This window comes from Nitrospirillum amazonense (assembly GCF_029594735.1).
Classification (GTDB): domain Bacteria; phylum Pseudomonadota; class Alphaproteobacteria; order Azospirillales; family Azospirillaceae; genus Nitrospirillum; species Nitrospirillum amazonense.
The window spans coordinates 372,031-393,934 of sequence record NZ_JARPAF010000004.1; the positions used below are offsets into that span (position 1 = coordinate 372,031).

Consider the following 21,904-nt stretch of genomic DNA (forward strand, 5'->3'; position numbering starts at 1 on the left):
CATGTCCGGCTTATTCGGCGGCGGCAAGACCAATGCCGACACCAAACCCAGTTACACCGGGCTGCAGGTGCAGACCAGCGCCGCCGGCCTACCCATTCCCCTGCTGTGGGGCACCCAGCGCGCTGCCCCCAACCTGTTCTGGTACAACGACTTCACCTCCAAGGCCGTGGCCAGCGACACCGGCGGCGGCAAGGGCGGCGGGGCGCAGTCCACCACCCAGGTCTACAGCTGCGCCGTGGCCATGGGCCTGTGCGAGGGCGTGGTCAACACCATCGGCCGCGTGTGGGCGGACAAGACCGACACCAGCCTCGCCAAGCTGAACCTGACCCTGTTCACCGGCGCCGCCGACCAGGCGCCCTTCGCCTCGCTGTACACCAATCATACGGACCAGGCGCTGTCCTACCCGCATACCGCCTATGTGGCCTCACCCTCCTATGACCTGGGCAGCAGCGCCAGCCTGCCCAACCATAATTTCGAAGTGCAGTCGAATGCCGTGCCCCGCACCGGCCCCAGCGCCTTCGACGCCAACCCCGCCGACATCCTGGTCGATTTCCTGACTAATGAGCGCTATGGCGTGGGCCTGCCCGCCGACCGCATCGGTGACCTCGGCGCCTGGCGCAGCTATTGCGCCGCCGCCGGCCTGCTGATGTCGCCCTTGCTGGCGCAGCAGGAGGCCGCCAGTGACGTCGTCAACCGCTGGGCCCAGCTGACCAACACCCTGATCTATTGGTCCGGCGACCAGGTGCGGGCGCTGCCCCTGGGCGACCAGCCGCTGACCGGCAACGGTGTCACCTTCACGCCCGACCTGACGCCCGTCTATGACCTGACCGATGACGACTTCATCGCCGGTACGGGCGATGACCCGGTGACGCTCAGCCGCACCGACCCGGCCGACGCCACCAACACCGCCAAGCTGGAGTTCAAGGACCGCGCCAACTCCTACCAGACGGCCACGGCGGAGGTGCGCGACCTGGCGGCCATCGACGCCTATGGCCTGCGCACTGGTGACCCCGTGCAGGCCCATGAGATCTGCGATGCCACCACCGCGTCTGCCATCGCCACCCTGATTCTTCAGCGCCAGCTCTACGTCCGCAACACCTACCAGTTCAAGCTGGCTTGGACCTTCGCCCTGCTGGAGCCGGGCGACATCGTCACCCTGACCGACACCGCCCTGGGCCTGGCCAAGTTCCCCGTCCGCATCATCCAGATCGATGAGGATGAGGAGGGCCTGTTGACCTTCACGGTGGAGGAGCTGCCGGCCGGCATCGGCACGGCCACGCTGTACCCCACGCCGGTGACCAGCAACACGCCGCTGAACACTGGCGTCGATCCCGGCGACCTGGCCGACCCGGTGATCTTCGAACCATCGCCTGGCCTATCCGGCGGCGTGCAGCAGGTGTGGATCGGTGCCTGTGGCCTGTCGCCCAACTGGGGTGGCTGCTCCGTCTGGGTGTCGGTCGACGACCTGACCTATCAGCGGGTGGGCCAGATCACGGCGCCGGCGCGGCTGGGCACCCTGGGCCAGGCCCTGACGGCGGGGGCGGCGGATGCCTACATCAGCCTGGCCACCAATCGCCTGAAGCTGGCGGGTGGCAGCGCCGACGATGCCGCCGCCGGGCGCACGCTCAGCCTGGTGGGGGCGGAGATGCTTGCCTACGGCCCGGCCACGCTGACCGGTAGTGCCGCCTACCATCTCTGTGACCTGAACCGTGGCCTTTATGGCACCGTAGCCGTTGACTACCCGGCCGGCACGCCCTTCCTGCGGCTGGACGAGGCCGTGTTCAAGTATGACCTGCCCGCCGCCTACATCGGCCAGACGCTGTACATCAAGCTGACCAGCTTCAACATCTTCCAGGCGGCGGAGCGCAGCCTGGCGGAGGCGAATGCGTATCTCTACAACCCGGTTGGCGCGGTGGGCGTGCTGCCGGCCCCCACGGGCCTGACCCTGGCGGTGGAGAACGCCTTCCTGGCCGACGGCACGGTGCAGCTGGGCATCCGCGCCCGTTGGACGCCGGCCAATGCCGGCATGGCGACCGACACCGTGCTGCGCTGGGGCGTGGCGGTTAGTGGCGGCGTCACCGACTGGCAGCAGGTCAAGGTGCCGGCCGGATCGACCGACACCCTGCTGATGCCCGTGACCCAGGCGGTGACCTACACGGTGCAGGCGGCCAGCAGCATCGGCACCGACGTGCGCTCCACCTGGGGGCCCGCCGTCAGCATCGCGGTGGGCGGTGTGCTGGGCGGCGCCAGCGTCACCCACCTGGAGCTGTACGGCCAGGGCCTGGATACCGAGTTCGTGGGCCGGGACATCCATCTGGTGTGGCAGGGCAACTTCCCCGCCACCAGCGCCAGCCTGGGCAACCAGCCCTATGGCGCCGGCTCCGGCTACGTGAACCCCTACTTCCAGGCCTACGCCGTCACGGTCATAGAACCGGACAGCGGTGCCGTGCTGCGCGCCGACCTGGTGACCACGGAGGAGTACTTCTACCTCTTCGACAGCATGAACGCGAAGGACGCCGGCGGCCCGCACCGCCGCCTGACCTTCAGCGTCACCATCCGCGACAAGCTGGGCGGGGAGAGCAAGGCCGCCACCCTCACGGTCAACAACCCCGTGCCGGCGCAGGTGCAGCTGACGGCACTCCCCACCACGGCCGGCACCCTGTTCGGTTTCATCGCCCCCACGGGTGCGGACGCGCTGGACTTCGCCGGGGTCAATGTCTGGGTGGGGGCCACCGCGACCGTTGATACCAGCGGGGCACCGGCGGCCAGCGGCAGCACCGCGCCCTTAATGGTGGCCGGCCTGACGGCGGGGCAGACCTATTACGCCGTGTGCCAGACCTTCGACACTTTCGGCACGGCCGGTTGCCCCATCAGCGCGCCTTTGCAGTTCCTGGTGCCCTATGTGACATCGGCCCAGATCGCCGCCAACACCATCGGCAAGGACAAGCTGGTGACGGACCTGGTGAACACGCTGGGCCTGGTCACCGGCGGTACCGACGTGGCCGGCAGCGTCGCGGCCCAGGTGGCGGCCGAGGCGGCGGTCCGCGCCCAGGCCATCCAGCTGGAAGCAGCCACGCGGGCGCAGTCCATCCTGGACAGCGCCAGCCAGTTGCAGGCGCACATCGACACCGTCAGCCAGGCGCAGCAGACCACCGCCAACAGCCTGGCGACCACCACCACTACCCTGACGGCGGCGATCAACGGCAACGGCGCCGCCATCCAGGCGGAGCAGACCGCCCGGGCCAGCGGCGACAGCGCCAACGCCCAGTCCATCACCACCCTGGCCAGCGAGGTGCACAACCCCACCACCGGCCTGGCGGCGGCCTTCTCCGCCATCAGCAACGAGGCCAGCACCCGCGCCACCGCCGACAGCGCCAACGCCAGTGCGACCAGCGCCCTGGCCGCCCAGGTGAACGACAGCAGCACCGGCTTGGCGAAGACGCGCGCGGACCTGGCGGCGGAGCAGACCACCCGGGCCAACGCCGATAGCGCCTTGTCGACGTCGCTCGCCAGCCTGACGGCCTATGTCGGACCCAACCCCAACCTGTGTCCCGACATCGGGAGTTGGACGCTGGGCGCCATGGCGGCTGTGACGGAGGCCGTTGCGGGCTTGATCGGCTACTTGGCCAACCCATCGGGGGTGGTGGCCGCCAGCAGCCCACCCATGCCCAGCACGCCTGGCGCGACTTACACCATCACCGGCGACAGCCACATGATCCTGAACGCGGGCGGGGCTGGCCAGGTCTACTTTGACCTGATTTTCAAGGATGCGGCCGGTAACGTCCTGCTGGACGGTCCGCAAAAACCCATCGGCACCAGCCATGGCCTGGGCGCGCCCGGCACGCGGCCGGCCCATGCCGTCACCGCCACGGCGCCCACCGGCACCACCCAGATGGTGGCCCGGTTCGTGGCCGAAGGCCTGAGCAACTGCACGTCCATCGCCTTCCGGCAGGTGAAGGTGGAAAGCGGCGCCGTCGCCACGGTCTACACCCAGGAAGGCCAGGCCCTGGCCACGTCTGCCGCCATCCAGACGGAGCAGACGGCCCGGGCGAATGCCGACAACGCCCTGTCGGCCTCCATCAGCAGCCTGTCGGCCCAGGTGAATGACAGCGCCACCGGCCTGCCCAAGACCCGGGCGGACCTTCAAAGCGAGATGACGGCCCGGGCCAATGGAGACAGCGCCAACGCCACCTCCATCACCAGCCTGTCCACGACGGTGAACGGCAACACCGCGTCGATCACCACCCTGCAGTCCAGTGTCAACGGTCTGAACGCCCAATGGGTGCTCAAGACCGACATCAACGGCTATGTGGCCGGGATCGGGCTGGCCAACAGCGGCAGCAGCAGCACCTTTATCATCCGCGCGGACACCCTGGCCCTGGTGCCACCCAACAGCACCACGACGCAGTCTCCATTCTTCGTCACCTCCGGCGGCCAGGTGGTGATCAACAACGCCTTCATCCAGAACCTGTCGGCCAACGTCCTGACCAGCGGCACTATTGGAGCTGGCATCGTCTACGCCGGGACCATCGGCGTGGGGCAACTGACGAGTGGAAATATCGTCAGCAAGGACATCAGGGTCTGGGCCGGATCGGGCGGCTACATTGATCTGCACGGCAACCTGGGTGGCGGCCCATCCATCAATGTCAGTGCCAACGGCAGCACTGACCGCGTGCAGATCGGCTACCGTGGCGGCGATTACGGCATCTGGAGCTGGGACCAGAACGGGCGGGAGCTGTTCAACAGCAACGACCTGGGCGTCGGCGTGGCCAGCGGCACGGCATCGGTGTCTGCCTATCAGGATGGTTCCAGCATCACGATGGCAAACAAGGGCGCGTGGACCACCATCACCACCGTTCCCGCTTTCCAGGTGCGCGGCAACCCGTGTGACATCAAGGTGAGTTTCAGTGCCACGCCGGGCACGGCGGGTGCGGCCAGCAGTCCGAAGATCCAGGTTGTGCGCAGCAACACGCGCACCGGTGATACCGCCACGGTTGGCGCCACGCTGACCAGCGCACCCTATCAGTGGGTGTTCACCATGGACGCGTTCAGCGACCCCAGCCTGGATACCTATACCTACACCCTGCAGGGCTGGCGACCCGCCGACACGAGCGCCGACGGCGTGACCACCACCTACGCCGGAACCCAGTATTGGAACGTCTATGTGCAAGTGAGGTGGTTCCGATGACCGACGCCCCGGCACCGGCCGACGCGGCCGTGCATCTCTATGTCGACTACGATCCCGCCACTGGCCGCATCCTGGCCCTGCACCACCGCAACCCGTACAGCCTGCTGGTGGAGGGGGTGGGTCCCGATGGTATCGGCCGGCTGAAGATCGCCGACGGTGAGGCCGAGGGCATCTGGTCCTGCCGGGTGGTGGACGGCGCGCTGGCGCCCCGGGAGGAGGCCGACCTGGCGGCGGCAGCCTGGGCCCGCGCTGTGGCGGAACTGCGAGACCAGCGCGACCTGATGCTGTCCGCCAGCGACATCCGGGTGCTGCCCGACCGCTGGGCCGCCATGACCGACGCGCAGCGCGCGGCCTGGACAGCCTATCGCCAGGCGCTGCGCGACCTGCCCGCGAACACCACCGACCCCACCGTGCCGGCGTGGCCGGTGCCCCCCAGCTGAGGCCGCCATGACCCAATACACCACCGGCACCATCACCCTCACCAACGGCAGCGCCATGGTCACCGGCACGGGCACGGCGTGGCTGGCCAACCTTGCTCCCGGCACCCTGCTGACCGTCAGCGAGGACGATCCCGTGGGCGTCGTCGTCGCCGTGACGGCGGACGGCAGTCTGACGCTGGAGACGCCCTGGCCCGGCGCGTCCTACACCAACACGGCCTATGAGGCCGTGCGGGACTTCGACCCCTCCACCGGGGCGCCCTTGCTGTCGCACGGCCTGCGCAACACCAACGTGGTGGTGAACCGCGCCATCCTGGCGCTGGGCAAGCAGACGGCCACGGCGGTGAACGCCTACGTCAACGTCCAGGTGGCCCAGGCCGCCGCTGCCGCAGCCACTACGCAGGCCGGCATCGCCACCAACCAGGCCACGGCCGCTGCCGGCAGCGCCGCCGCCGCGCAATCCACCGCCGACAGCATCGATGGATTGCTGGTGAGCATGGCCACGGCCTTCACCGACAGCCAGACCCGCTACGTCACCGCCATCGCCTTCAAGTAAGAGGCCACTCATGACCGATCTCGCCACCCAAGTCGCTGGCCTCACCACCAGCGTCAACGCGCTGACCAGTGCCGTGAACGTGGCCAAGGCCACGCTGGACGCCTCCGTCAGCGCCGCCGGCACCAGCGCCACCACGGCCCAGGCGGCCGTGACCACCGCCGCGTCATCGGCCACCATCGCCCAGGCCGCCCAGGCGGCGGCTGTGGCGGTCAGCGGGCTGTCATCGCTCAATAGCTTCCTGGGTCAGATCCAGGCCGGGGCGCCGGCGGCGGTGTTCTGGTACGACACGACGCGCGACAGCGATGGTGGCGCCTGGCGCAAGCGCTGCACCTGGCAGAGTTGGGTCACCGAAGCCGCCAGCAGCACTCGGGGCAGCCGGGCGAGCTTCCCGGGTCAGGCGCTGATCGTCGTGGTGGGCAGCACCATGATCATCTATGACGCGGATCAGGCGACGCCAGCCATGTGGATGGTGTTCAACAGCGGCGGGGCCGCCCTGGCCACCTACAACATGGTCCAGTCCCCGCAGGCAGTCTTCGCGCGCGACGGCCATCTGTGGGGCGCGGCCGGGGGGTACGGCCTCATCGAGGTGGATTTCATCAGCGATCGGGCGGTGCTAACCAACGCCACGACATCGCTGGCCTATGCTACCGGCATCGCCAGCCGTAATGCCGGGGCCGGGTATACCATCGCCACCGGTCGCGGCGTGTTGACCAACACCGTCGTGAACGCCGTGGCGGCCACGGTTCTCCCTGGCGCGCCTATCGATCGTTCCACTGGAATGCCGCGTCCGACCGTGGCGGTCGGAACCGGCTTTTATCTGGACATCATCGGCCCGTTCGGTGGTGTCACTTATCCGTCCTCGTCGGCCGCCGTCACATCGGTCGCCTTTGACGCTGAGAACTTCCTGCACGCGAGCGACGGCACCACGGTGCGGGTCTACCACCCCACGACGCTGGCGGTCACCGGCTTCACGCCGATCCGCTCCGAGACTGTTAGCAGCATCCCGGCGTTGCTGGGAGTCCCCACGGGCATCAACGACATAGCGGCCCGCTCGGCCAGCGGCCTGGCGCTCAGGGCGCCTGACCCAATTAACCCGGCGTCGGGCATGGTCGCCTGCATCACAGGTAGCGCCAACATCGCCAATGGAGGGGGCGCCTTCAACACTGGCTGGCTGGTGGGTGATTGCCGCCTGGCGCTGTCCTCGACCAGTACGGCCAGCGTGACGGGGGCCAATATCGCGACGTGGACCAGCTCGGCCGGCACCACGGGGTGGACCACGACGGATGGCAATCTGACGCTGTCGATCAGCGGCTCCGACCTGCAAATCGCGGAGACGGCTTCGACCGTGACAGCGAGCAAGGCGGTGTATCAGCTCTCCGGATGCGTCGTGGGGCAGACCTATCTGGTTGCCCTCACGATGCGGCGGGGGACTGTCGGCGCAATTATGCGGAGCGAGGTAACCGACAACGGCGCGACAGTGCCGCTGGCCGGTGGCTATACGGCCAGCACGACTGCATCGACGGTGTTCATGCAGTTCCGCGCCACCGACACATCCCCCAAAGTTCGGATCAACTTCGACAGCCCTTATACCGCCGGCCAGACCGGGCTGGTGACCAGTCTTTCCGTCGATCTGATTGAACCGGATCGGTCCGTCGCTGCAGTTGGCGTGCGACCCGTGGGTACCTTGACCAAGTCGCTGGTCGCGACGACGGCCGACCTGTCGGCCATCGGCGGATTTTCAACCAGCAACTACCTAGAGCAGCCTTACACCGCCGCCCTGGATTTTGGCACCGGGGATTTCATGTTGGCGGCATGGATAAACCCGGGTGGCGGCAACGAAACTTATGTCACTCGGTGTTCCTCCAATGCTTACGATGCCGGTTCCTGGGGATTATCGAAGTCGGCAGGAGCGCTTCAATTCGATGTGTTCAGCGTCATGACCCTGTCGATGGCATCGGTGCCGGTTGGGGTTTGGGCGCAGGTAATCGCGTGTCGTCGGAGTGGCTGTTGGGAGCTGTGGTACAATGGTATGCGGGTGGCGGCCTCCACCACCGGCGGCACTACCAACCTTACAGCCGCCGCCCACGTATTGCGCATCGGGCTCGGTGCCACGCTGACGGCGCCGCTGATCAACTCCATCGCCCAACTCCGCATCAGCGCCACGGCGCCCACGCCTGAACAGATCGCCCGCATGTACGCGGATGAGCGGCCCCTGTTCCAGCCGGGCGCCAAGTGTGTGCTGGGCGGTACCTCCGCCGCCGTACAGGGCCTCGCGCATGACCCGGACACGGGCGCGCTCTACGCTGCCAAGAGCGACGGCACGTCAGTGTTCCAGGGGTTGGTGCGCACGGCCCACCTGACCGGCCTCGCGACCACCAGCAACAGCGATAACCACAGCGCGGTCGCCGCGCGACAGGGCGGCTATGTCATCGCCACGGCCAACCAGGCCGTCGCCAGCCAGCCGGCCATCACCTTCCGCGACCGCATCCTGGCGGATCGGGTGCCGGTGGCGCCCATCGACGCCAACCGCGTCGTCTTCCCCGTCGTCGCCACCACCGACGCCACACCCACGGTGATCGCCCGCCTGCCGGTGGCCGAGGGCGATGAGCTGCAGCTGTTCGTCGATGTCGAGGCCACCGAGTATGGTGCCACGCCGACGGAGCGCATGGGCTACCAGCGCCGGGCCCGTGTCTACCGCCTGCCCAATGGCAACGTCACGGTGGCGGCCGTCCAGACGCTGGCCACCGACTATGAGAGCGCCACCACCACCTGCGACGTCACCGTGGTGGCCGAGACCGCCTCGCAGACGGTGTGCGTCCAGGCGACCGGCGTGGCCGGCAAACGCCTGGCCTGGGCCACCCTCGTCCACATCAACCGCAGCGGCGCCACCCGCTACGCCGCCTGAAGGAGGGCGCCACGATGATCCGTGCCACCGACATGATCGACGCCTACAAGGGCGACAGCCTGGTCTACCGCTGGAGCCTGGTGGACGGCCGGCCGCGCTGTGCCGACCATCCGGCCGACGTCGCCACCGCGTCGCTGGCGGACATCGCCGGCCAGCTGGCCATCAACCGCGCCATCCGCGCCCTCCAAGCACAAGTTGACGCCTATGACGATGCGGTTCTGCTGGCCAGCCGGCCGGAGCCGGACGCCACCGTGCCGTTGTTCGACGACGCTGGCGCCCACGTCGGCGATCAGCCCAACCCGGCCCATGCCGCCTGGGCTGCCGCCGGCGCGCTGCTGGCCAACGCCCCGGCCGAGCTGCTGCACCTGATCCGCACGCGGGACGATGCGCTGGAGACGGACCCCGCCACCGGCTTGCTGGCCGAGGCGCCGTTCGAGCTGGTGCCGCCGCCGCTCCCCACCTTCGACCCCGCCACCGAAACGGTTGACCTGGTTGCCGGCGCCTGGTCCGACGTTCGGCCCCTTACGGCGGAGGAAGCCACCGCCTGTCGCGCTCTGATGCTGGTCCGTTGGCCCCGGGTCATGACGCCCCGGGACGCCATCGTCTATCTGCTGACCCCGGCCGAGTGGCTGGCTATCTCCACCAGCAGCGATCCCGAGGTGCGGGCCACGCGGCAGGCGGCGCTGGGCGCCAATACAGTTGATCTCGACAATCCGGCCACCGCGGCCGCGCTCCAGGTGTTTCAGATGGCGGGGCTGCTCTCATCCGAGCGGGCGAAGGCCATCCTGGCGGGTGAGCGCCGGGCTTGAGAATTGGTTATCCATCCGCTGTCTGCCTGCCTTTGGCGTTTTTATTCTGACAAGGATCGGTGAACACATGGACATCGTGGCAGGAGAAACCCCCCTGGCGATCAGCGCCACCCTGGGCTCTACATTGGCCATCGCCGTTTCCGCCCTGGCGCATCGTAGCTCCCGCCGCCGGCGGGCCGAAGATGACGAGGACGTTGGCTTGGCGGAACGGGTAGCGGTCTTGGCAAGCCGTCTGGAACGGGCGGAGCGTGATATTGCCAATGACAAGCAGGGACGACAGGCCTTCGCTGCGGCTCAGGGCGAAATGAAAGCTGTCGTTGTCCAACTGGCGGCGCTGGCCACCCAGATTGAGGCCTTGGGCACCAAGCTGGACAGGCAAAGCCAGAACCTGACCCGCGCACACGAGCGCATCGACGACTTGCACCGCTTGGCCGCCAACCAATTTGCGCAAGGGGTGGTCTGACGCGAGGTTATGCCCTTTCAAACATCCAAACGATAGGATGACATCGATGACTTTGGATTCGATGGCGCTGGCTGCCGACCTGCGCCGTGACGAAGGTGTTCGCCTCAAACCTTACACTGACACCGTTGGAAAGCTGACTATTGGTGTCGGCCGCAACCTGAGCGATGTCGGCTTGTCGGGCGGTGAAGTCGATGCCCTGCTGGCAAACGACATAGCCCGCGTTATAGCGGAACTAGACCACGCTTTACCCTGGTGGCGCACCCTTTCCGAGGCGCGGCAGCGCGCCCTGGCCAATATGGCGTTCAACATGGGCGTTCCAACCTTACTTACTTTTCACATCACCCTGGGCCATCTCCAGGCAGGTCGGTTCGACGCGGCGGCGGAATCCGCCCTCGCCTCTCGTTGGGCCAGCCAAGTCGGCGCCAGGGCCAACCGTATCGCGGCGCTGCTCAAGGCCGGCTGAGTTACGTCACGGGAGTTTCGCCAATGGGTATTTTACAGGACATCCTATCACCGGCCACAGGCGTGATCGGTCCGGTTGTGACCAAGCTACTGGACTTCATTCCGGACCCGGCCGCCCGTGCACAAGCCGAGGCCGCCGCTTACAAAGAGGCCGCCGATCGGATCCAGCAATTGGATCTGGCCCAGTTGGACGTCAATCGTGCCGAAGCTGGCAACAACAGCGTCTTCGTTGCGGGGTGGCGTCCTTTCATCGGTTGGGTGTGTGGCACCGCGCTGGCCTATCAGTACATCGCCATGCCGCTGCTCGTCTGGGTGGCCGGGTTGGTCGCTGGCCATGCCGTGATCCAGCCCCCCAAGCTTGATGATCAGTTGACAACAATTTTGCTCGGTATGCTTGGCCTTGGCGGCCTGCGCACCTTGGAAAAAGTCAAAGGCGTTAAGTAACGTCCCCGCATCATGTCGCGAACGCCCCCAGGCGGCCTTTCCCGAATGGCGGAAAGGCCGCCTGGGGCTTTCCTGCTTTGGGAATTAGCGTTTCAGTAAGAACTCGCGTCCCATCTTCACGCGGGCCACGCCATCATAGGCGACAATGTCGGCCGTGGCATAGGTTTCCCCCCAATGTTCGGGCAGGAAGCTGCCGGTGCCCACCACGTCGATGGGCGCCTGGGCATCGGCCATGACCCGGCACTTGGCGGGGCTGAAACCGCTTGAGGCGACGATGCGCACCTTGGTGAAACCCGCTTGGTCCAGGTTCTCACGTACCCAGTGCAGACCTGCGGCGGAAACGCCGGCGCCAATCAGATAGCGCAGCTCGGTTTCATCGCGGTATCCCCGGATGCTGTCCGGCGCGCGGCGCTCCAACACCGCATAGCTTTGCGGAGGATCCAAACCCTCGACGAAGCGTCCGCCGGGTGTGTCCAGGCGTACCGACAGGCTGCCTGCGGCGGCCAGCTCAGGGAAGCGCCGGCATACCGCGAGGGTGTCGCTGACCTCACGGCCGAAATAATCCACCAGCACGGTCATCGCTTCGCCGGGGAAGGTATCGTGGTAAAGCTCGGCCGCCTTGACGGTGGAGCCGGCGTAGCCGATCAGAGCGTGCGGCATGGTGCCGAAGCCGTGGGTTTGGCCGAAATAGTGGGCGGTGGCATCTGTGGCGTTGCCGATGAAGCCAATGGCGCCGACCTTGCGCTTGGCCCGTTGGGAGCCGACGCTGGCGGCATAGGCCATCAGGTCGGCCATTTCAGTACCGGCGCAATGGCGGGCGTCCATGGCCAGGAAGGCGGATTTGGGGAGGCCCGCGCTCATTACGAAGGCGTTATGAGCAGCCACACAAGCGGGCCCCAGCTTCATCAGGAATAAGGTCTCCAGCTCCGCGAGCTGTGAGAAGGGCCCCGTGATCCACATCATGGGTTCGCCAGCACCCACCCACTGTCCCTCGTGGTAGCGGACCTCGATTTCCGGCGTGAAGCCCCGGGCCGCCGCCACCGATTTAAGCCAGTCCAGCGCTAGCCTGGGGGCGAACACCACGGGCCGCCGCATGAAAACGGCGTAGGTGACGGGAACGTCGCCGTGCCGTTCCACGATGGTACGGGTGCGCTTGAAATAGACGTCGGTCCATTGACCGACAACGTCTGCCGGAGGCCAGGCCTGAGCGGTCTCTCCGGGGGGCGTTGAGATGCCGGCGCTGGGCGCCATCACTTGCTTATTATCCTCGGCCATGTGGCCATCCTTCCGTCGTCCTCAGGACATGCGCTGGAGGATCATAGACGATGGCCCGTGGGCTTGGGCAAGCCGCGTTGTAGGTGTACGTGGAACCGCGCGCCCTTACTGCGGCTTGTCGGGGTTGGCGGAAGGTGGCGTTTGGCCGTAGGCGCGGGCATAAGCGCCCAGTGCGGTCTCGTGCACATTCTGCTGAATTTCTGCAATCAAGCCGCGCACCCGGGCGAAGGCCGCATTGGCGGCCGCGGCGTCGAAGGGTTGCGCTTTCAACTGCTGCACCGCCTCGCGGCGGGCATCCCGCAGTTGTTGCAGTTGGATCTGCGACAGATCCTGGTGAGCCGTGATGGCATCCTTCAGGAACGGCAGCACTTGCTCCGGCGCGTTCTTCACGAACAGGTCATAGGGGCCTGGGCGGGTGTTGTTATTGGGGTTGGCGTCACCACGGGCAACATTCACCCGGCCCGGCGGGCGGACGCCATCCAGGCGCTGACCCACGACCATGCCCGCGACCAGCAGATTGATCGAGACGGAAATGGCCAGCAGGACGATCACCAGCTTGGACAACGTGGGGCTCCCAGGGGAAGTGCCCGGGTCGGAATGCGCACGCCCCTCGGTCACTGTCCAATCTCCGTGTCGATTTCAGTCATAGCCTTCATGTATTCGGTCGTCGCGGAGGTTCGCGAGTCATTGGAGGGCAGAGCCAGGGGAGAAACGCCATGTACCCCCAATACGATGCCGACCACGGCCGCCGCCAGTCCAGATACCAGGGCAGCGGGAATACCGCCCGCCCAGACCGCGCGGCTCCCGCCGGCGAAGGCTGGGGCTCGGCCGGGCAGTCCCGTTCGCGGGGTAGGCAACCTACGGTCAGTGATGCGCGTGGCGGCTCGCCCCCCGGTCGCGGCGTTGGGGATGGCCAAAATGGCGCGGCGTAGTTCGGCGCTGGCCCGGTCAAGGGGCATAGCCGTCAGCGCCTGTTCGGTCAAGCCAGCCTGGGTCAGCACGACCCGCGCCGCATCCGATTGGGCTAGCAGACCAGCTGCCCGGGGGCGGTCCGCCACCGGCCACAACTCTGGGTCCGGGCCGTGCAGATCCACCAGATCCTCGAATTCCGCGATCGTCATCATCCCGTCCATCATCGCGGCCCTCCCGTCCGTGAGCGTCGACCGTCTTGGGCATCGGATGGCGCCAGGGGCGCCAACGTCGCCCGCAAGGCGCGCCGGGCCCGAACCAGCAGGGTTTCAAGCGCGCCGACGCTTACTTCCATGGCGGCCGCGGCCTCCGCGTTGCTCAGGCCCGCATCATAGCACAAGGAAATGGCCGCCCGTTGCCGTTCGGGCAGATCATCAACTGCCCGCGCCACCAACCGCCCGAGTTCCGAGCGTTCCACCAGGGCGACGGCGTCAAGGGATGGATCCACCGGTTCAGGCACGTTTTCGAGCGTGTCGTGCACTGGCCGGCGTCTGCGATCTAGGCACAGGTTTACGGTGATTCGGTAAAACCACGTGGAAAAGCGGGCCTCGGCCGGGCGGAAACGCTCAGCATGTTGCCACAAGCGCAGGAAAGCTTCCTGCGCCACGTCCTCTGCCTCGGCCGCCCCACCCAGGACGCGGCGCGCCAGCGTGACCGTCCGGTCCAAATGCCGATCCGTCAGCACCCGAAAGGCTTGCGCGTCGCCCTGGGCAACCCGGCCGACCAGGTATTCATCACTGCTGGTGGCCAGGTTTTGGCCATCGCTCCGCTGCACAGGGTCGCCTTTGCCGTCCCGGGTGAAGGGCAGCCCCATTAGGCCGCCCACCCGCGTAGTTAGACCAATCGCTGCCTTTGCGCCAGAGAGGCCATAGGCGTAGCCCTCCCCGCCGGACGAGGGCGTGGCCGTGACAGTTGAACTGAGGGAAGGAAAGGACGGGGACATGGGCGACGGCATCCCTTGCGGATTTTGCCTGGTTAGGTTGTGTATCTACGGGCGGTAGGGGGAAGGGCAAATGGCGGCGCCACCTGAAAAGCCGCCTACGCCTGTGACACAAACTTGGCTATGGTACGTGAGGCTGTCGCGCAACCCTGCGCTATCTAGGGGTGCGACAGAACGGACAGGCGGCGGTCAATGTCACTTTATATGCCTACTCGCGAAAGTGGTGCGCGCTATTAGTTAATCAATGTGATCAAATATGATACCTTTCCCGCACATGAAGATTACCGCGCGAAGCGTCGCGGACGGGTGAGGCGGAGAGCGGACAGGTGCGGTGCGGGCGGGCGGACTGCTGTCATGAGCTTGGCGGAGCGGGAACGGAAGACTAAGGGCGTCATCTTCGGACGCAGCCTCAACCACCGGCCGGAACCGGTGGCGGGGGAAAGCGTCGCCTCGCCCCTTCGCCTGACCGATGTGGAATATTTCACGCTGCCGCAGAAATCCTGGCGGGATCAGGTACGTCTGTTTCTGCAGGCCAGCGGCCTGTCCACCATCCCCATGATGACCCGGCTGCGTTGGCAGGCGCATGACACCATCGAGTGGCTGCAGGCTTCTCTGCTGGGCAAGGGGCGGGCCAAGCGCGTCGCCATCACGCACCCCGTGCAGTTGCTGCCCGCGATGGAATTCTTGATGGGCTTGCCGCCGGATCTGGATGTGGAACGGCGTATGATCCAGACCCTGGTGGGGCGCGCGCTAATCGATTATCGCAAGCGCATCAGCCAGGAACGGGAGAAGCCGCTACTGTTCGCTCGCGAGGCGTCAAATTACTTCTATGCAGGATTCAAAGATCAGCAGCTGATCTCAAAGGTTTCTGCCCCAAGTGAGCAATTCTTTGTCGTTCAGCGCATCTATAATAATTACTATTACTTTCGACTATTCTATATATGCTCGATCATTTCGCGGGAGCCGGCGGAGGGGGCGAACAAACTGTTTTCCAAATTCATGCGGTCTTCTTTTTTTCTGTCGACGGTGCAGGATGATGGCACGCTGGCCGCCAAGCCCTCCTACCGCTCCCTTCCACCCAAGGACCACGTGGTCTATCTAGCCAAGCGCGACAATGCACTGCAGGCGCGGTTGCGTGAGGATTCCGGCCTGCGTACGGAGTTGCAGTCCGTCTTGCGCTATTTCCGTCCCTTAAGGGGCTAAGGCATTGCCGGGGGCGGTCGAACCCGGCCACTATGCCACGGCGGTTGGTGCAACACCGGTGGACGGGATGGATGAGGCGGTTCCGGGCTTTAGCCTGTCGGTGCAGGAGGGCGTGGCCACCCTGACGGTGGACCGCCCGGACAAGCACAACGCGCTGTCGCTGGAGATGTGGCTGGCCCTGCCCGGCCTTATGCACGGGCTGGGGATCGATGCCGATGTACGGGTGGTCATACTGACCGGTGCCGGTGGTACCGCGTTCTCCGCCGGGGCCGACATCACCGAATTCGCCGAGCTGTTCGCCACGGCGGAGGGCACTGCCCGTTTCAACGCCGCGGTGAGATCCGCCAACCTGGCGCTGGAGCGCTGCCCGAAGCCCACCATCGCCATGGTGCAGGGGTTATGCGTGGGGGGCGGCTGCGGCTTAGCGTTGCATTGCGATCTGCGCTTTGCCGGGGCCGGCGCCCGCTTCGGTATCACCCCGGCCAAGCTGGGGTTCGTCTACCCGTTCGAGGACACGAGGCGCCTGGTCGATCATGTCGGGCCCGCCCGCGCCAAAGATCTTTTGTTCAGTGGCCGGCTGATCCGGGCGGAGGAGGCGCTGGCCATCGGCCTGGTGGACCGGGTGGTGGAAGACGCCGCGCTGGCGAACGCGGCGCGCGAGTATGCAACGACCCTGTGCGGCCTATCGCAATTCTCAATACAGGCGGCCAAGCGCATCATTCAGGCCGTCCAGGATGGCGCCACAGCCACCACCGGTGCCGGCGCCGCCACTTTCCTGGAAGAGGCCGCCCGCAACGTGGATTTCGAAGAGGGGCGCCAGGCCTTCCTGGCCAAGCGCCGGCCCATCTTCACCTGGCGGGGTTGGGGGCGCTAGCCGCGTCAACCGGGGAGGCAAGTCCCCGGTATACGGGATCGGCGGCCTCTTGCAGGCCCCAAACCGGATTGGCCGCGGCCATGCGCGCCAAGTAATCGCGTACGGCGACGGTATCGCCCAGCATCAGTGCCACCCGGGCGGCGCGACGCCACACCCGATCCCAGCCATGGGCCAGTTGAGCGGCTTCAGCGAGGGCCGCCCGCGCCGCGGCCGTGTCACCCTTGCGGGCGGCCCTGTCGGCGCGGATCACCGCCTGCCAGGCATGGTGGCGCTCCACCAGGGCGCGCAGATCGGGCAAGGGCTGGGCGCTGGCGTCCACCCGATAGTCCAAATCCAGGGGGAAGCCATCGGGCGTGCGCACCACCAAGGCGGCGGACAGCTTGCCGATACTCTGCCCACCCGCTGCTTGGCCAGCCTCCAGCGCCGCCAGCAGTCTATCCTCCAACCCACCCCGCGCGGCCTTGTAGGCATCCTCCATGGCCGTCAGCACGGCGGGGCCCGCCAGGCCGTTGCCCTGCACGGCATAGCCCGGCCCGCGCCTATCACCAGCGTAAGCGGACGCCATAGCGTCGCGTCCGGTAAAGACGGCAGTGCGTCCTTGAGCGTCGACCAAGGCCACTTGGCGCGCTTCCATTCCCTCGCCATCGAAGTCACCATCCTCCCGCAACAGGGTGGCGAGGGCCTCGGCTGGGGTATGACCGGCGGCCATCAGGGCCAGGGCCTTGGGACCCATGGCCGGGTTGGTTTCGAACTGTGTGACGACGGCGCCGACGCCGGCCTGGGCGTAGTCCACGCTGGCCCCCACCGCCAGGTTGTTGGTGGCGACGGCCACGCCGCAGCGGTCTTGGTCGCAGGCGATAATGGAGAAGGTGGCACCCGCCGGTGCCGTCGCGGCCAGCAGGCCGGCCAGGGCGAGGGGGGCCAACCACCACCGCATGGGCATCAGCGCACCAGGAAGCAGGTGCGGCCCTGGCAGCGGACATAAACCGCCAAGTCCTTCCCGTTCTGACAGGTGATCTTGTAGACGATGTCGGGATTGTTGCCGACGAAGCGCTGCACCGCCTCCACTTTGTTGGGCTTGCAACTGGCCTCCAGCGCCACCGATTTGGCTTCCGCCTCCGCTTCCGCCGCCAGCGCGCCATGGGTGGTCCCCATCACTGCGCCGGCCAGCAACAGGACGACCAGCCGCGTCGCACAATGGGGAAATATGTGGCGCAAGGTCCGCATCTTTCGCTTGTCTTAGAAATGGGTGTCTTAGGAATGGCCCGTTCCAGGGTTGGGCATCCTGTAATGGAGCAATCGTACCATTGCCGGATGGGCACGGTCACGGGGGTAGGCGGAGTGGGCACGGCACCATCTATGGTTGTTCTTATGTGAAAAGGGAACGGGTTTCTTTATTTAGTTAGAGGTAGGTACAGAGCCAGACGTGCCGGCTTTTATCACAAATGTGATGAGAACTACCCACATTGCGTAAGGTAAAACTCATCTGAAATACATACGTCTACGGAGGAAGCCTATATTGACGGAAAACTCATACTCATGAGGAAGTTAGGCTTGAGCACCGTAAGCCGGGGCAGGCCGGCCGCGTGGCGTATTTGTGAGAGGGCGTTATGGGCATGCAGACGACCCGGAGTTCCGGCCTGACGCTGGACGAATACAGGCAGATGGAGGAATCCCTGCTGGCCACGGCCAAGGGCCGGGACTTTTTCTATGAGGTTCAGCGGCGCGCACGATCGGTGGAAACCGATGAGCTTCGGCGTACCATCGCCAGCATCCAGCGATTGATCGCGGCCTCCCGCAATGACCCTGCGCCGGCCCCGGCCGGTGGTCAACTGGGCAACCCTGAAATCGCCTTCCTCAAGGCAGAGGTGGAGGCCATGGCCAACACCATCCGCCTGGTGAAACGTGAAATCGCGGCCATCAAGCCCAGCGATCCCAAGGCCGACCGCATCAGCGCCGCCACCTCGGAGCTGGACGCTATCGTTACCGCGACGGAGGAGGCGACCAATCGCATCCTGACCACGGTGGAACGCATGACCGGCGCCCTGCGTCGTCTGCGCCCGGGCCGCATGGTCGACGGTCAGTTGCTGACGGCGCTGGAGAACGCCTGCATGGACGTGATGATGGCCTGCTCCTTCCAGGACATCTGCGGTCAGCGCACCGCCAAGGTGGTGAACACCTTGAGCTATATCGAGGAACGGGTGGGCGTGATCACCGGCCTTTGGCGCACCCTGCCGCAGGCCTCGACCGCCCCCGCCATGCCGCCGGCGGATGCCCCGCGCGAGGTGCTGCTGCCGTACAAGCATGACGACGCCCGGCCCGATGCCCATCTTCTGCATGGGCCCGCCCTACAGGCGCCGTCGCAGACCACCATCGATGCCCTGTTCAGTGCCGTTTCGCCCGCGCAACCGGTGGCGGCGAAGCCAGCCGCGCCGGTGAAGGACATGGTCATCCCCAGCACCACCGGCCTGTCGGCCGATGCGCTGCGCACCCAGCAGGAAATCGACGCGTTGTTCGAGGCGGCGCACTGAAGCCATGTAGGCCCGCCTTGGTTCGCGCGCGAATATGTTGATACGGCCTTCTGCAGGGGGGCGAAGGCCGCCGGGTGCGCCGGCATGTGGAGCATTTTCCCCAATAGTCAGGGCACCGATGCACCACCCGCCCGCACCAGGGCGGCGACGCTGGCGGCCCCATCCCGAGCCAGTCCGCTCACGGTGCTGGTGCGGTCGGCGGCGGGGCGGTTCTGGCTCATCTTCCACTTGCCTTCCACGCTTGTGAGCATCAGGCGGAAGCCGACGATGCCGCGCAGTTGCGCCTGGATGAAATCGTCGGGCGCGTCAGCGACCCTCCAGGGGGCCGCGCGGCCCTCCTCATGCCGATCGGTCAGGCCGCCCACCAGGTTCAGCAGGGCGTCTGCATCTTCGAAGAAGGTGATCGGCCCCCGGGCATGGATGGTGGCGTAGTTCCAGGTGGGCACCACCTTGCCGGTTTCCGCCTTGGTGGCGTACCAGGACGGGCTAATATAGGCGTCGGGTCCCATGAAGATGGCCAGCGCCGGGCTGCCCGCCGGCGTCTCCCGCCATTGCGGATTGGCTCTGGCAAAGTGTCCATAGAGCGTGCCGCAAGGTCCCTCATCCGCCCGCAGCAGCAGGGGTAGGGGACTGGCCTGGGGTACGCCGTCCGCCCCCACCGTCACCAGATTGGCCAAGCCAATGGCCGCCATGGCCTGGTGCAGCACGGGTAAGCGGTCTTCCTTGAAATGGATCGGGCGGTACATGGCGGCAGGCTTTCCATGCTGCGGATGATGGCGCGCAGCTTCCTGCGAAACTGGATTGCCTCATAGCGCCAATTATCGCGTTCTGATAAGTCCAGTAGGCCCGTTCCGGTATGAGGGATTGCGCCGTCCATGTCCGCCATCGCGCCCCTCTGGAATAGCCTGATGCTGGACCGGCAGGCGTCCACATCGCTGCAGGACCAGATCGTCGCCTATTTCCGCGATGCCGCCCTGTCCGGCCGCCTGCCTGCCGGTACGCGGCTGCCGTCCAGCCGGGAACTGGCGCGCGACCAGGGGCTGGCCCGCATCACCGTCGTCCAGGCGTATGATCGATTGGTGGCCGAGGGTTATGTGCTAGGCCGTGTCGGGGCCGGAATGTACGTGGCCGAGGGCGTGGCCACGACGGCACCCCGCGCCGTGCCCGGCGCCCCCGTATCCGCCAACCCCACAGCGCTGACGGCGCCCCCCATGCCCCTGGCCGTCGGCATCCCCGCGCTGGACCAGTTCCCCTGGGCCGATTGGGCCAAGGCGGGGATGGCGGCCCAGCGCGGGCGTCCGGCGCACCTGCTGGCCTATGGCGACCCCTGCGGCACGGTGGAGCTGCGTGCCGCCATCGCCGACTATGTTGCCGTGGCCCGCGGCATCGCATGCACCCCCGGTCAAGTCATCATCGTCAGCGGCGCCCAGCAGGGCATCGATCTCGTGGCCCGCACCCTGCTGTCTCCTGGCGACGCCGTCTGGTTCGAGGAGCCTGGCTATGTCGCCGGCCGGTGCGCCCTGGCGGCGGCGGGGCTGGAAATCGTGCCGGTGCCGGTGGATGGCGACGGCATGGACGTGGCCGCCGGCTTGGCCGCCCGGCCCGGCGCCCGCCTGGCCCTGGTGGCCCCAACCCATCAATATCCCTTGGGCGCGACGCTCAGCCTGGGGCGCCGCCTGGCGCTGCTTGATTGGGCCGAGGTGGCCGATGCTTGGGTGCTGGAGGACGATTACGATGGGGAATACCGCTATGGCGGCCGGCCGCTGACGCCGCTGCACACCCTGGACGGCGGCCGGCGGGTCCTCTACCTGGGGACCTTCAGCAAGGTTTTGGCCCCGGGCCTGCGCTTGGGTTATCTCATCGTGCCGCCGGCCCTGGCGGACCGGTTCGCCAATGCGAAGTGGATGCAGGACCGGGGGGCGCCGGGTCTGACGCAACAGACCTTGGCGCGCTTCATCACCCAGGGTCGCCTTGCCGCCCATGTGCGGCGCATGCGCCCCCTCTATCGCGCCCGGCGCCAGGCCCTGATGGCGGCCCTGGCCGAGCATGCCGCCGATGTGCTGGATGCTGACGGCAATCCCGAGGCCGGCCTGCATCTGGTGGCCCGGCTGCGGGTGCCGGGCGACGACGCGGCCATCGCGGAGGCCGTCCTGGCGCGGGGCGTCAAGGCGGCGGCCCTTTCCTCCTATTACCTCGGTTCCGCACCCGCCGGTGGCTTCGTTCTGGGCTTCGCTGGCACGGCGGAGGCGGCGATGGCTCCCGCCGCGCGCATCTTGTCGGCGGCGATCCGCCAGGGTTAAGCCCCCAACTCCTTGCGCATGGGCACGAACGCGATGGTCTGCCCGTTGGGCAGGGGGTGGAGCACCTCGCCCGTGGGGTGGAAGCCTAGGGCGCGGTAGAGCGGGACGCCGGGCAGGGTTCCCATCAGTTCCAGCGCCTGAAAGCCCGCCGCCCGCGCTTCCGCCTCGCAGGCCTCCAGCAGGGCGCGGCCAATGCCCTGGCGCGCGCGCTGGGGATGGACAAAAAAGGCGCGGATGCGGGCGGGGTCGCGGGCCGGGTCCAGCATCTGCGGGCTACGATCCGGTCGGGCATCTCCGCCGAACAGGGTCATGCGCCGGCTCCACCCGCCGCAGCCGACGAAAAGGCCGTCCGCCTCCTCCGCCACGAAATAGGTCTGGTCATGGATCAGGTCGCTGTCCACGCCGAAGGCGCCGGCAAGCGCGCCCTCCACCACCTCGGGCGTGTAGTGGTCCCCGCTCAGGCCCCGGGCAGAGGCTTGGATCAAGGCCTGCAACGCCGGCTTGTCCGCCAATGTCGCCTTGCGCAAGGTGTAGGCCACGGTGTCCCT

Annotated in this window: 20 protein-coding genes; 12 read left to right on the forward strand and 8 right to left on the reverse strand. The window is 66.8% G+C overall.

Annotated features, from left to right (window positions below; all coding sequences use genetic code 11):
• Position 1: 1 nt before the first annotated feature.
• The 8 genes from P5F91_RS22485 (at position 2) to P5F91_RS22520 (ending at position 11,264) form a co-directional block, all read left to right on the forward strand.
• On the forward strand, positions 2-5,188 hold the full coding sequence (locus P5F91_RS22485; RefSeq protein ID WP_277908329.1) for a phage tail protein: 5,187 nt from the start codon (positions 2-4) through the stop codon (positions 5,186-5,188).
• Positions 5,185-5,628, forward strand: a complete 444-nt coding sequence (locus P5F91_RS22490; protein ID WP_211106810.1) for a phage tail assembly chaperone — start codon at positions 5,185-5,187, stop codon at positions 5,626-5,628. The genes P5F91_RS22485 and P5F91_RS22490 overlap by 4 nt, the downstream gene beginning before the upstream one ends.
• A 7-nt stretch (positions 5,629-5,635) precedes the next feature.
• Positions 5,636-6,181: a hypothetical protein gene (locus tag P5F91_RS22495; RefSeq protein ID WP_277908330.1), complete on the forward strand. Its 546-nt coding sequence runs from the start codon at positions 5,636-5,638 to the stop codon at positions 6,179-6,181.
• Positions 6,182-6,191: 10 nt separating this feature from the next.
• A complete protein-coding gene (locus tag P5F91_RS22500) occupies positions 6,192-9,086 on the forward strand; it encodes a LamG domain-containing protein (RefSeq protein WP_277908331.1) in 2,895 nt (964 codons plus the stop codon).
• A gap of 14 nt (positions 9,087-9,100) precedes the next feature.
• Positions 9,101-9,895 carry a hypothetical protein gene (locus P5F91_RS22505; RefSeq protein WP_277908332.1) on the forward strand — a complete coding sequence of 265 codons (795 nt, stop codon included), beginning with the start codon at positions 9,101-9,103 and terminating at the stop codon, positions 9,893-9,895.
• A gap of 67 nt (positions 9,896-9,962) precedes the next feature.
• Positions 9,963-10,358, forward strand: a complete 396-nt coding sequence (locus tag P5F91_RS22510; protein ID WP_145608589.1) for a hypothetical protein — start codon at positions 9,963-9,965, stop codon at positions 10,356-10,358.
• A 46-nt stretch (positions 10,359-10,404) separates the two neighbouring features.
• A complete protein-coding gene (locus P5F91_RS22515) occupies positions 10,405-10,821 on the forward strand; it encodes a glycoside hydrolase family protein (protein WP_145608588.1) in 417 nt (138 codons plus the stop codon).
• Between the two features lie 23 nt (positions 10,822-10,844).
• Positions 10,845-11,264 (forward strand): 3TM-type holin, encoded by a 420-nt coding sequence (locus tag P5F91_RS22520; protein ID WP_145608586.1) that lies wholly within the window; start codon positions 10,845-10,847, stop codon positions 11,262-11,264.
• An 84-nt stretch (positions 11,265-11,348) separates the two neighbouring features.
• Here the strand turns inward: P5F91_RS22520 and P5F91_RS22525 are convergent, their stop codons facing one another.
• The 4 genes from P5F91_RS22525 to P5F91_RS22540 form a co-directional block, all read right to left on the reverse strand.
• Positions 11,349-12,539, reverse strand: a complete 1,191-nt coding sequence (locus P5F91_RS22525) for a beta/alpha barrel domain-containing protein (RefSeq protein ID WP_145608584.1) — start codon at positions 12,537-12,539, stop codon at positions 11,349-11,351.
• A 105-nt stretch (positions 12,540-12,644) separates the two neighbouring features.
• A complete protein-coding gene (locus P5F91_RS22530) occupies positions 12,645-13,103 on the reverse strand; it encodes a periplasmic heavy metal sensor (protein WP_145608582.1) in 459 nt (152 codons plus the stop codon).
• 50 nt (positions 13,104-13,153) lie between these two features.
• Positions 13,154-13,675, reverse strand: coding sequence for a hypothetical protein (locus tag P5F91_RS22535; RefSeq protein WP_145608580.1), 522 nt, complete (start codon positions 13,673-13,675; stop codon positions 13,154-13,156).
• Positions 13,672-14,322, reverse strand: a complete 651-nt coding sequence (locus P5F91_RS22540; RefSeq protein WP_145608578.1) for an RNA polymerase sigma factor — start codon at positions 14,320-14,322, stop codon at positions 13,672-13,674. Before P5F91_RS22540 ends, P5F91_RS22535 begins: the two co-directional genes overlap by 4 nt.
• A gap of 480 nt (positions 14,323-14,802) precedes the next feature.
• Between P5F91_RS22540 and P5F91_RS22545 the strand changes: the two genes are divergently transcribed.
• Together P5F91_RS22545 and P5F91_RS22550 are read left to right on the forward strand one after the other, a co-directional pair.
• Positions 14,803-15,651, forward strand: a complete 849-nt coding sequence (locus tag P5F91_RS22545; protein ID WP_145608576.1) for a hypothetical protein — start codon at positions 14,803-14,805, stop codon at positions 15,649-15,651.
• A 67-nt stretch (positions 15,652-15,718) separates the two neighbouring features.
• Positions 15,719-16,525 carry an enoyl-CoA hydratase-related protein gene (locus tag P5F91_RS22550; RefSeq protein WP_277908333.1) on the forward strand — a complete coding sequence of 269 codons (807 nt, stop codon included), beginning with the start codon at positions 15,719-15,721 and terminating at the stop codon, positions 16,523-16,525.
• Here the strand turns inward: P5F91_RS22550 and P5F91_RS22555 are convergent.
• Entirely contained in the window at positions 16,500-17,462 is a 963-nt protein-coding gene (locus P5F91_RS22555) for a DUF1028 domain-containing protein (RefSeq protein ID WP_277908334.1), read from the reverse strand. The two genes, P5F91_RS22550 and P5F91_RS22555, sit on opposite strands and share 26 nt — an antisense overlap.
• A 5-nt stretch (positions 17,463-17,467) precedes the next feature.
• Positions 17,468-17,752: a hypothetical protein gene (locus tag P5F91_RS22560; RefSeq protein ID WP_145608569.1), complete on the reverse strand. Its 285-nt coding sequence runs from the start codon at positions 17,750-17,752 to the stop codon at positions 17,468-17,470.
• Positions 17,753-18,141: 389 nt separating this feature from the next.
• On the opposite strand from P5F91_RS22560, the gene P5F91_RS22565 reads away from it, so the two are divergent.
• A complete protein-coding gene (locus tag P5F91_RS22565) occupies positions 18,142-19,056 on the forward strand; it encodes a protein phosphatase CheZ (protein ID WP_145608567.1) in 915 nt (304 codons plus the stop codon).
• 107 nt (positions 19,057-19,163) lie between these two features.
• Here the strand turns inward: P5F91_RS22565 and P5F91_RS22570 are convergent, their stop codons facing one another.
• Entirely contained in the window at positions 19,164-19,802 is a 639-nt protein-coding gene (locus P5F91_RS22570) for an FMN-binding negative transcriptional regulator (protein ID WP_277908335.1), read from the reverse strand.
• Between the two features lie 129 nt (positions 19,803-19,931).
• Here P5F91_RS22570 and pdxR point away from each other — a divergent pair, with 129 nt between their 5' ends.
• Positions 19,932-21,356 carry a MocR-like pyridoxine biosynthesis transcription factor PdxR gene (gene pdxR / locus P5F91_RS22575; RefSeq protein ID WP_145608563.1) on the forward strand — a complete coding sequence of 475 codons (1,425 nt, stop codon included), beginning with the start codon at positions 19,932-19,934 and terminating at the stop codon, positions 21,354-21,356.
• On the opposite strand, the gene P5F91_RS22580 is transcribed toward pdxR, so the two are convergent.
• Positions 21,353-21,895 carry a GNAT family N-acetyltransferase gene (locus P5F91_RS22580; protein ID WP_145608561.1) on the reverse strand — a complete coding sequence of 181 codons (543 nt, stop codon included), beginning with the start codon at positions 21,893-21,895 and terminating at the stop codon, positions 21,353-21,355. The genes pdxR and P5F91_RS22580 overlap by 4 nt on opposite strands.
• Between the last annotated feature and the right edge of the window lie 9 nt (positions 21,896-21,904).